Annotated in this window: 5 protein-coding genes; all 5 read left to right on the top strand. The window is 32.8% G+C overall.

From position 1 onward, the window contains the following. Window positions 1–14 precede the first annotated feature (14 nt). The 5 genes from FBFL15_RS11880 to FBFL15_RS11860 all read left to right on the top strand — a co-directional run bounded on the left by FBFL15_RS11880 (window position 15) and on the right by FBFL15_RS11860 (window position 11,096). Window positions 15–1,574 (top strand): SusD/RagB family nutrient-binding outer membrane lipoprotein, encoded by a 1,560-nt coding sequence (locus FBFL15_RS11880; RefSeq protein ID WP_014084824.1) that lies wholly within the window; start codon window positions 15–17, stop codon window positions 1,572–1,574. A gap of 159 nt (window positions 1,575–1,733) precedes the next feature. Further along, the gene (locus FBFL15_RS11875; RefSeq protein ID WP_014084823.1) at window positions 1,734–4,478 is read left to right on the top strand and encodes a T9SS-dependent M36 family metallopeptidase; all 2,745 of its coding nucleotides are present in this window, start codon (window positions 1,734–1,736) and stop codon (window positions 4,476–4,478) included. Window positions 4,479–4,618: 140 nt separating this feature from the next. After that, window positions 4,619–7,513, top strand: a complete 2,895-nt coding sequence (locus FBFL15_RS15830) for a M4 family metallopeptidase (RefSeq protein ID WP_014084822.1) — start codon at window positions 4,619–4,621, stop codon at window positions 7,511–7,513. Between the two features lie 256 nt (window positions 7,514–7,769). Further along, window positions 7,770–9,701, top strand: a complete 1,932-nt coding sequence (locus FBFL15_RS11865) for a putative porin (RefSeq protein WP_014084821.1) — start codon at window positions 7,770–7,772, stop codon at window positions 9,699–9,701. 33 nt (window positions 9,702–9,734) lie between these two features. Further along, window positions 9,735–11,096: a pyridoxal-phosphate dependent enzyme gene (locus FBFL15_RS11860; protein ID WP_014084820.1), complete on the top strand. Its 1,362-nt coding sequence runs from the start codon at window positions 9,735–9,737 to the stop codon at window positions 11,094–11,096. Window positions 11,097–11,197: the final 101 nt, after the last annotated feature.

Here is an 11,197-nt window from a genome sequence, read left to right as displayed (position 1 = left end):
TAAAAAAAAACAATATGAAAAAAATATTTTTATCATTAATTGCAGTAACTACTCTTTTTTCATGCGAAAATTACTTAGATCAACCAAATAAAGATTTTTCAAACAATCCTTTGATTGATAAAATTAATCCCGCACAACGATTAGCAACTGCCCAATTGAATTTACTTAATACAGAAGTAATATCCATGAATTCGTATGGTAACAAAATGAGTTATACGTATGGATTGAATTCTGGTTTTACATCTTCTGATGTAGCGTATAATTTTAATTTCACTTCAGGATCCTATGACTTTCTGTGGGAAGATACATTTTTATACACTGATAATATGCAAGATATTATTGACGATGAAGTTAAGTATCCTAATTATACCAATTATTTTGCTATTGCTAAAATAATGAAAGTACAAGGTATGGAGAAAATAATCAACTTATATGGTGATGCTCCATATTCTCAAGCTTTTAATACAGCAATTAGTCAGCCAGCTTATGATGATGATAAAGCAATCTATAAAAATTTATTATTATTATTAGACGATGCAAGAACTCAAATTAGTAATGCTACTTCAGATGCAGTAACACCACATGGTGAAGATATTGTATTTAACGGCGATATGAATAAATGGATTAAATATGCCAATACAATAGAGTTAAGAATGTTGTTAAAACTTTCAAATACGACTGATGCAACTTTAATAGCTCTACGAAATGCTAGATTTGCAGCTTTAGATTTGAATTTTATAGATTCAGATGTTACATATAATCCCGGTTTTACAGGAGCTACTTCTGCTCAATCAAATCCAATGTTTAGGGTTTATGGTACAAACGTAGCACAAACAGCATGGACATCATCTAATAGAGCTAATGCGGCGGGTGATTTTATTGCAAAGGTTTTGAATGGAACAATGTCATCAACTGATTTAGTAACAACTGGAGTTGTTGATCCAAGACGTTCAAGAATGTTTTCATTAGTAGGTGGTGTTGTTTCTGGAGCTGTTCAAGGAACGGAAACTTCAGTTGCAAAATCTAGGTTACATAATTTTATACATGGTTATTGGGGGGCTGCTACGAGTGATTTGTATGCAAATGGTACTAGAAGAAATGCTTATGCAATGTTAGCTGCGGAGTCTTATTTCCTTCAAGCAGAAGCGGTTCAAAGAGGTTATATTTCTGGAAACGCTCAAACGCTTTTTAATCAAGGTATTACAGCATCTTTTACTTTTTATAGTACTGGATTTGGTGACTTTACATTATCTGCTTTGAATGCAGCATCTTATATTGCAACTACTAATTCAAAACAAGGATTAGGATGGTCTGGAAGTACTGATAAAATTAATGCTATCATGACTCAAAAATGGTTAGCATTATCGCAATGGACTGGTATTGAACCTTATTTTGACCATCTACGTACAGGTTATCCTAAATTTCCTGTCCCTCAGGGGGTTTCTCAAACGAAGAGACCAAATCGTTTAATATATCCAACAAGTGAATATTCATCAAATTCAACAAACGTACCAACAGTTTTACAAAGTGATTTATTCACTGTAAATTCAAAAACTCCTTTTTATTTACAGTAATTGAGAATTAGTTTTTTTAAAAGGCCTTCAATTATTGAAGGCTTTTTTTTTAAAGTTTTTTTAAGTAATTCAAAAAATATAATTATATTTGTAACAATAATATATATAGTTGTTGAAAAATACTATTTTTACCATTAACTAACCAAAAAAAAAATAAAAATGAAAAAAATTACGTTATTGTTTGTTTTAAGTTCGTTTTTAAGTTTTGCACAGTCAAATACTGATAAAATTCAATCTTATTTAAACGAAAACCATCAAAAATTCGATCTTACAAAAGCTGATGTATCTGATTGGGTTGTTGAAAGTACTTCAAATTCAACGGCTTCTAATGTAGATATCTATTATGTATTACAACGCTATCAAGGTATTGAAATTTTTAGAGGTTTGTCCAATTTTGCTATTAAAAATGGCGATGTTATTTATGTAGGCAATAGATTTGTTTCTCATGTTTCAGAAAAAATCAATACTACTACACCACTTATTTCCATGCAAACAGCATTGAACAAAGCTTATATTGATGCGGGGATTACAAACCACGAACCATTTCTTGTTTTAGAGTCTGGTTCCAATCATAAGGCAACTCTTTCAAACGGCATAGGTATTGAGGAACCCGTATTGGCCAATTTGGTTTTTCAACAAACCAAGCAGAATTTAAAATTGGCTTGGGATTTTACATTTTATACACCAAAACACGACCATGGTTGGAGCGTTAGAATAGACGCTACAAATGGTCAGGTTTTAGAGAAAAATGATATTGTAATTTCTTGTCATTTTGACAAAACAAATTCATGCCACGAAAGTTCATTTGAAAAAAATACTTTTGATTTGAATTTTCATAAAAAAAATAATAGCATTTTAAATACTACTAATGTTTTGGGTGGTTCATATAGAGTAATCCCTTTTAATTACGAAAGCCCTTCTCATTCACCATTTCAATTGGTTACCAATCCAGAGGATGCAACAGCTTCGCCAAAAGGTTGGCATGATACCAATACACTAACAGGTAATGTAGCCTCGTTTAAATATACTATAACTCGTGGCAATAATGTTTGGTCCCGTACAGATTATAGTGCTACTAACCCGACTGTTGGTTCTACAACCATTACCGCAAATGGATATAGTCCAGACGGAGGAGCCTCTTTGGTATTTGATTTTCCATATTCTGGTACCAGCGTTGCGGCCAACAATTCGGTAAAAGCAGCTTGTACAAACTTATTTTATATGAATAATATATCTCATGACGTATGGCAACACTACGGTTTTGATGAAGCGAGTGGCAATTTTCAACAAACTAATTATTCGAATGTTTCAGGTGCCTCTGATTTCGTTTATGGAGATGCTCAAGATGGTTCTACATTGTCTCCAACACCATCAATGAATAATGCAAATTTTTCTACTCCTGTTGATGGACAAAAACCAAGAATGCAAATGTTCTTATGGTCTGTTGCACCCCAATTGAAACCATTAATTGTAACATCACCAAGTGTAATTGCAGGGGATTATTATGCCAAACAAAACTCTTTTTCGCCAGGACATGTGGATTTGCCGTTGGCACCAAACTTTATACAATCTGATCTCGTAAAATATGATGATGGTACCCCAGATGTGGGTCAAACAGATAATGCAGATGGTTGTGGAGCTGCTGTAAATGCTGCCGCCATTAATGGGCATATTGCCATCATTAGACGTTCTACATCTGCAGCAAATGGTGGTGCACCTTGTGCTTTTACTGAAAAAGTGAAAAATGCTCAAAATGCGGGAGCCATTGCTGTAATTATTGTTGATAATGTTGATGCAACGTACCCAATAGGAATGTCTGGCGCCGATGCTACAATTACTATTCCTGCTATTGCAGTAACCAAAGCAGTTGGTGATTTAATTTTTGCAAAAATGGCTTTAGGTACTGTAAACGTAAAACTACAATTACCAGCTAATTACACCCCTTTTGTAAATTCTGATGGTGATTTTGACAATGGTATTATTGCTCATGAATACGGACATGGCATTTCAACACGTTTGACTGGTGGAAAAAACAATTCAAGTTGCCTCCAAAACACAGATCAAGCTGGCGAAGGTTGGTCTGATTGGTTTGCCTTAATGCTTCAATTAAAACCAGGCGATGTTAGTACTACACCTCACGGAATAGGAACATTTGTTTATTCGGAACCTGTAACAGGCGGTGGTATAAGAGATTATCCTTATACAACAGATATGACAGTTAATCCAATGACTTATAACACTACCAATAGTTATCAATATATGGACACGAATGGTCTAGAACAGACAGAAATTCATGGAACTGGTTCTGTTTGGACAACTGTATTATGGGATTTAACATGGGCATATATTAACAAATATGGATATAATGACAATAAATATACGGGTACTGGCGGTAATAATAAATTGATGAGAATTGTTTTGGATGGTTTAAAATTGCAACCATGTAGTCCGTCATTTGTCGATTCAAGAAATGCTATTATTGCAGCAGATCAAGCCATCACTGGTGGAGTAGATTATTGTATGATTTGGGAAGTTTTTGCACGAAGAGGGCTAGGTGTCAATGCTAGTGCTGGCGATACTAATGTAGGTAACGACCAAGTTGCTGATTTTACAACACCTCCTGCAGGTCCTAATTGTACCTTAGGAACAACTAATTTTGATCAAAATTCATTATTTGAAGTGTATCCCAACCCATCAAATGGAATTTACAATTTGAGAATTAATAATTTTGTCGGAAAAATTACAACTCAAGTAGTAGATATTAATGGTAGAATAGTTTTGAACACCACTGAAGATTTTAATATTGAAAAAGAATTGAACATTAGTAGCTTACAATCAGGTATTTATATATTGAAAATCATGGGAGAAAAAATAAATTATGCTACTAAAATTATAAAAAATTGATTTAAAATTTAACTAATTAAAATTTTTAAAAACACTCTACTTTTTGAGTGTTTTTTTATATATTTGTTTCAAATTATAAAATCCCAATTTACCTAAAAAACTAAAACATTCTTAATAAAAAATTTAAAAACCACTTATTTATGAAATTTCAAAAAAGTACCTTATGTATTATTATGATACTTTGTTCCACTTTGAGTTTTGCTCAAAATACAAAGTATGTGTCTGATAAAACGTATCAAAAAAGTTTAAAATTTGATCAAAATACAACAGTTCGAGAGGCAGAAAGTAGATTTATGCAACTTTATGATTTGGACAAAAAAGGACATTTTAAATCGATACAAGAAAATAAAGATGACAAAGGAACAGTACATCAACGAAAACAACAGTTTTACCAAAATCTAAAAGTAGAGTTTGGTACAGTAATCACACATATCAATTCTAAAGGATTTGTGTCTATGATAAATGGTGAATTGTATAACCCAAAACAATTGAACCTTGTTCCAACTTTGACAGCTATTGAAGCTTTTGATTTGGTTTTAAAAAATCAAAAAGCTAAAAAATACTTATGGGAAGATGCTGAACAGGCCAATTTGGTTGCTTACTCAAAACCGAAAGGGGAGTTACTCATTTTTCCATTAGTATTGCAAAATGAAGTAAGGCTAGCTTACAAATTTGACCTCTATTCCATCGACCCAATTGCTCGAGAAGAGGTATATATTGATGCTCATAGCGGGAATATTTTATATAAAAACCCTATTATTAAACATGCCAATACTATAAAGAAGATTGAAAATGAAGTTACAGAAATCAATCAAATGAGCAATTTAATTTTAGGAACTGCAAATACAAAATACAGCGGTACTAGATCTATTGAAACTACTTTTAATGCTAGTTTAAATAAATATGTTTTAGCTGATGCTACAAGGGGTAATGGTATTGTAACCTACAATTGTGAACGTTTGGCAGGAACGTATCAAAATGTTCATTTTAAAGATAATGATAATAATTGGACTACCGCAGAACATGCTAATACCTTTTGGGACAATGCGGCTCTGGATGCCCATTGGGGTGCAGCAATGACTTATGATTTTTGGAAAACAATTTTTAATAGAAATAGTTTTGACAACAATAATGCTCAAATAAAAAGTTATGTGCATTACAGAAAATCTACAATCAATTATAACAACGCTTTTTGGAATGGATCTTTTATGACGTATGGCGATGGCAATGCAAAACCACTTACAACTATTGATGTATGTGGTCATGAAATTGGACATGCGGTTTGTACACATACAGCAAATTTGGCTTATCAAAATCAATCTGGAGCAATAAACGAAGGATATTCTGATATATGGGGGGCTTGCATTGAGCATTTTGGTCGCACAGGGTCGTTTACTGGAACTCCCGTAGTTGCAGTTTGGCAAGTTGGCGAAGATCTTGGTGGCGGTGGCTTTAGATCGATGAACAATCCTTTGTCTAAAGGGGATCCAGATACTTTTATGGGGACCAATTGGGTTGAAACTGCCGATGAAGGCACTTGTTCGCCAAATTCTAATAACGATCATTGTGGGGTACATACCAATAGTGGGGTGTTGAACAGATGGTTTTATATTTTGTCAGCAGGTGGCTCTGGCACTAATAATGCTCCTATACCGGATACTTATTCGGTAACAGGAATTGGTATTCAAAAAGCAGCCAAGATTGCTTATTTTGCAGAAAGAGATTATTTGACACCCAATGCTACCTATTTTGATGTTCGAGAAGCAACACTTAATGTAGTAAACGAATTGTATTGTGCAACAAGTACCGAAGCTGAATCGGTTACTAATGCTTGGTTTTCTGTTAATGTTGGCTCAAGTTATGTAAGTTATACTACAGATTTAGCCGTAAAAAAACCTACTACTACCACAACTTTAAGCTGTAGTAATACTACGTTTGCTATTACAGTTCCAATAGAAAACCACGGGTTGAATAGCATTAATGCAACCACTTTAGCCTACAATATTGATGGCGGTACGAATACTAATGTTTCTTGGACAGGAAATATGGCTGCTTGTACAGCAAGTTCGGTGCCAATTTCTATTAATTTGAGTGCCGTTCCTTATGGTGCACATGTATTAAATATCACAGGAAATCTTACAGGAGATTTGAATGTAGCGAATAATACTATTGCAATACCTTTTTTCAAAAATACGGCAGTTGCAACCAATAGTATCAATACTTTTGAAGCGGCATCAGACAATCTTATAGCCTACAACGATGGTACTTCGGGAGTATTGTGGCAACGTGGAACTTCTTCTAAAACAACACTTACCAATACCATTGCGGGTTCTCAAGTATATGCTACATCATTAACGGGTACTTATCCAGCCGAAACCAAATCGTATTTGGTTTCTCATTGCTATGATTTGAGTCAAATGTCAAATCCAATTTTAAAGTTTGATATGGCTTTTGATTTGGAAAACGAATTTGATATTTTATATATGGAATATTCTACAAATGGCACCACATGGAACTTGCTTGGAACTGTAAATGATGCCAATTGGTACAACAGCAATGCGTTATGTGATAATTGTGTTGGTGGCGAATGGACAGGTGAAGCCAATTTAGCAAATGGAAGCAATACAAACGGTACAAAAAAAGAGTACAGTTATAACTTGAATGCTTTAGCTGCTAATACTAATATAGTATTTAGATTTGTTTTTCAATCTGATCCCGCGGTGGAGGAAGACGGTGTAATTATCGACAATTTTCAAATTACAACCTCTAGTTTGTCCAACAATACGTTTGATAGCAAACTTTTTGAGGTTTATCCTAATCCATCAAATGGTATTTATAATTTGAAAATTCCTAAATTTGTAGGTAAAATCAATATTCAAATTGTAGATATTAACGGAAGGGTAATTTTAAATCAAATAAATGAAGATTTTAATAACGAAAAAACCATAAATTTAAGCGCTTTTCAATCAGGAGTATATGTATTGAAAATTTCGGGTAACGATTTTAATTTTTCTCAAAAATTAATCAAAAATTAAACAATATTCATCAAAACCAAAAAAAACACTCTAATTTATTAGGGTGTTTTTTTATAATATCTATCGAATCCTTTATCTTTGCTTTTTTAATATCTTGCGGAATAGCTTTTCGATGACTTATACCAAATATATTTATATGTATATATGGTATTATATGTCAAAAGGAGAATAATTTACAAGACACAAAATAACATTTGTTTAACAAGGCTCCATTTGAAAAATAGTACTTTTGACGCAATAATTTTATAAATTTTAAATGAAAAAAATCTTAATCATCGTTTTTTTATTATTTCCAATTTGGATTTTTTCCCAAACAGATTTAAATGAAAAATCACCTTCTGGTAGTCGTAAATCATTGATAATCAATCATGATAATGATAAGCCAAAGGCCAAAATAGATCAATATAGAATAATTTCCCTTCAAAAAGACACTACTTATTTAGATACGTCATTGACAATTAAAAGTTTGTATAAATTTAATTTTTTAAGAAAAGATATTTTCGGATTATTGCCATTTGCAAACGAAGGACAAACTTATAATTCACTCACATTCAATGCGGCACCCACATCTGTATTGCCAGAAATTGGGTTTAATGCTAAACAATTTAATTTTGTATCCGCTCAAAAGGTCAAATACTATTCTGTTGCTACCCCACTCACTGATTTGTATTTTAAAACCGTGATGGAACAAGGTCAAACGGTAGAGGCGTTGATAGCCATAAATACTTCCGAAAGGCTCAATTTTTCTGTTGGTTTCAAGGGTTTACGGTCTTTGGGCAAATACATCAATCAGCTATCTAGTACGGGGAATTTTGTATTTACAACAAGTTATAAAACCAAAAATAACCGCTATGTGGCCCATGCTCATTTTACGGGACAGGATTTTACGAATGGCGAAAATGGCGGTATAACAACACTTACCGATTTTACATCTGGAAGTGATGATTTCAAAAACAGAGCCCGACTTAACGTCTATCTAACCGATGCCAAAACAATTTTGAAAGGCAAAAGATTTTTTCTAGACCATACATTCAATTTGGTAAATCAAAAAGATATTACATTAGCATTGCATCATCAAGTCAATTACGAAAATAAATTTTACAATTACAATCAGGCCACAGTCCCTAGTACTATTGGAAACAGCAGTGTCAATCGATTTGGGACATCTTATTTGTCTCATAATATCAACGACGATACCAATTATAATAAACTGTACAACCAAGTTGGATTAGTATTTGAATCAAATAAAATAGGTAAAATAAATGTGTTTATTGATGATTTCAGAGATAATTCTTATTATAATAAAATCCTTATAATTAATGGAAATACAATTAGCAGTGTTTTAAAACATAAAATCAACAGTATTGGCGGGCAGTATTCCTTCAAAAAAAACCAATGGAGTGGCTACTTTAAGTTTTCTAACGATATGTCGCAGCAAAGGACTTCTAATACAGAAGGGCAATTACAATACCAACTAAAAGATCAAAATTATTTGGCTGTAAAAATTCAGAATATCAATAAAATACCTGATAATACTTATAATTTATTTCAAAGTAGTTATTTGAGTTACAATTGGTCAAATCAATTTCAAAATGAAAAAACCAAAAATTTAAGCCTTGTGGCAAAAACAAAATGGGTTGATGCCCAATTGCAAGCCAGTATTTTGAACGATCATTTGTATTTTAGCAACGATAGCATTAGTTCTCAAATTATATCGCCAAAACAATTTCAAGGCACCATCCAATATTATTCATTAAAATTAAGCCGTGAATTGAAATACAAAAAATGGGCTTTGGACAATACTATTATGTTTCAGGAAGTGAATCAAGATCAGAAAATTTTAAATTTGCCTTCAATAATCACAAGAAATTCTTTGTATTTTTCAGATTATTATTTCAAAAAGGCTTTGTTTTTGCAAACAGGAGTTACCGTTAATTATTTTTCAAAATACTATGCCAACGATTACAACCCTGTTGTGTCTGAGTTTTTTGTACAAAAACAAACTAAAATTGGAGGCTATCCAAATTTAGATTTTTTTATCAATGGCCGTATCAGGCAAACCAGAATATTTTTGATAGCCGAACATTTTAATGCTAGTTTTTCTGGTTACAATTATCTAACAGCTCCAAACTATCCTTACCGTGATTTTATGGTACGATTTGGATTAGTATGGAATTTCTTTCAATAAAAAGTCTCTTTTTTTTAATATAAAAAATATAAAATGAACTACGCAAAAAACATACTCGAAACCATTGGCAATACTCCACTTGTGCGATTAAACAAAATTACCAAAGACATAGACGCACTTGTATTGGCAAAAGTGGAAACATTTAATCCAGGAAATTCCGTAAAAGATAGAATGGCCGTAAAAATGGTTGAAGATGCCGAAGCCGACGGCCGACTTCGACCTGGAGGTACAATAATTGAAGGCACATCGGGCAATACTGGCATGGGATTGGCATTGGCAGCTATTGTAAAAGGGTATAAATTAATTTGTGTAATTACAGACAAACAGTCTAAAGAAAAAGTGGATATTCTTAGAGCAGTTGGTGCAAAGGTAATTGTTTGCCCTACAGATGTAGAACCCACTGACCCCCGATCATATTATTCTGTATCCAAACGTTTGGGAACTGAAATTCCTAACTCTTGGTATGTCAATCAATACGACAATCCATCCAATGCACTAGCTCATTATGAACAAACAGGCCCTGAAATATGGGAACAAACCAATGGAAAAATTACACACTTTGTGGTTGGTGTAGGTACGGGCGGCACCATTTCGGGAGTGGCCAAATATTTAAAAGAAAAAAATCCAAATATCAAAATTTGGGGAGTAGATACGTATGGATCTGTATTTAAAAAATACCACGAAACAGGGATTTTCGATGAAAATGAAATTTATTCTTATATAACAGAAGGTATTGGAGAGGATATTTTGCCAAAAAATGTCGATTTTTCATTGATTGATGGATTTACAAAAGTAACGGATAAAGATGCAGCCGTTTATACAAGAAAAATATCATTGGAAGAAGGTATATTTGTAGGTAATTCTGCTGGTTCTGCCATCAAAGGGGTTTTACAATTAAAGGAACATTTTAAACCCAACGACGTAGTAGTTGTTCTTTTTCATGATAGTGGCAGCCGATATGTTGGCAAAATGTTTAATGACGATTGGATGAGAGAACGGGGATTTTTGGACGAAGACGTTTCAAAAGCTGCCGATATTATCAAAAACAATATCCAATCGCCACTAGTAATTGCTCGTACAGAAGAGCTCGTTTCGCATGCTATTGATAGAATGCGAAAGCACAAAATTTCACAAATTCCTGTTATAGACACTACTGGATTTGTAGGTTCAATTGATGAATCTGATTTGTTTCAGAGTTTTATTTTAGATAAAAATGTGGCCGATAAACCCATCAAAGATATTATGGGCAAACCTTACCCGATTGTAACATTGACTACAACTCTTGAAGAGGTTTCAAAACTTTTTAATAAAGAAAATCAAGCGGTTTTAGTAGATTTAGCTAATGGTAATCATCATATTATTACAAAATCTGATTTGATAGCGTCAATAAAATAATATTTTAATTATTTAAAATTAACAGCTGTGTGTTTTTATCTAAAAACAATAGCTGTTTTTTATTTTATAAAATATTTTTTTGTATAAAAAATATTTTATAA

The sequence above is a fragment of the Flavobacterium branchiophilum FL-15 genome (assembly GCF_000253275.1).
GTDB classification, from domain to species: domain Bacteria; phylum Bacteroidota; class Bacteroidia; order Flavobacteriales; family Flavobacteriaceae; genus Flavobacterium; species Flavobacterium branchiophilum.
The sequence above is the reverse complement of the archived record's forward strand: the minus strand, read 5'-3'. Positions and strand labels throughout refer to the sequence as shown.

Bases quoted from the DNA above. Each gene is read 5' to 3' on its own strand.
- FBFL15_RS11880 (WP_014084824.1), top strand. From the start codon at position 15: ATGAAAAAAATATTTTTATCATTAATTGCAGTAACTACTCTTTTTTCA.
- FBFL15_RS11875 (WP_014084823.1), top strand. From the start codon at position 1,734: ATGAAAAAAATTACGTTATTGTTTGTTTTAAGTTCGTTTTTAAGTTTT.
- FBFL15_RS15830 (WP_014084822.1), top strand. From the start codon at position 4,619: ATGAAATTTCAAAAAAGTACCTTATGTATTATTATGATACTTTGTTCC.
- FBFL15_RS11865 (WP_014084821.1), top strand. From the start codon at position 7,770: ATGAAAAAAATCTTAATCATCGTTTTTTTATTATTTCCAATTTGGATT.
- FBFL15_RS11860 (WP_014084820.1), top strand. From the start codon at position 9,735: ATGAACTACGCAAAAAACATACTCGAAACCATTGGCAATACTCCACTT.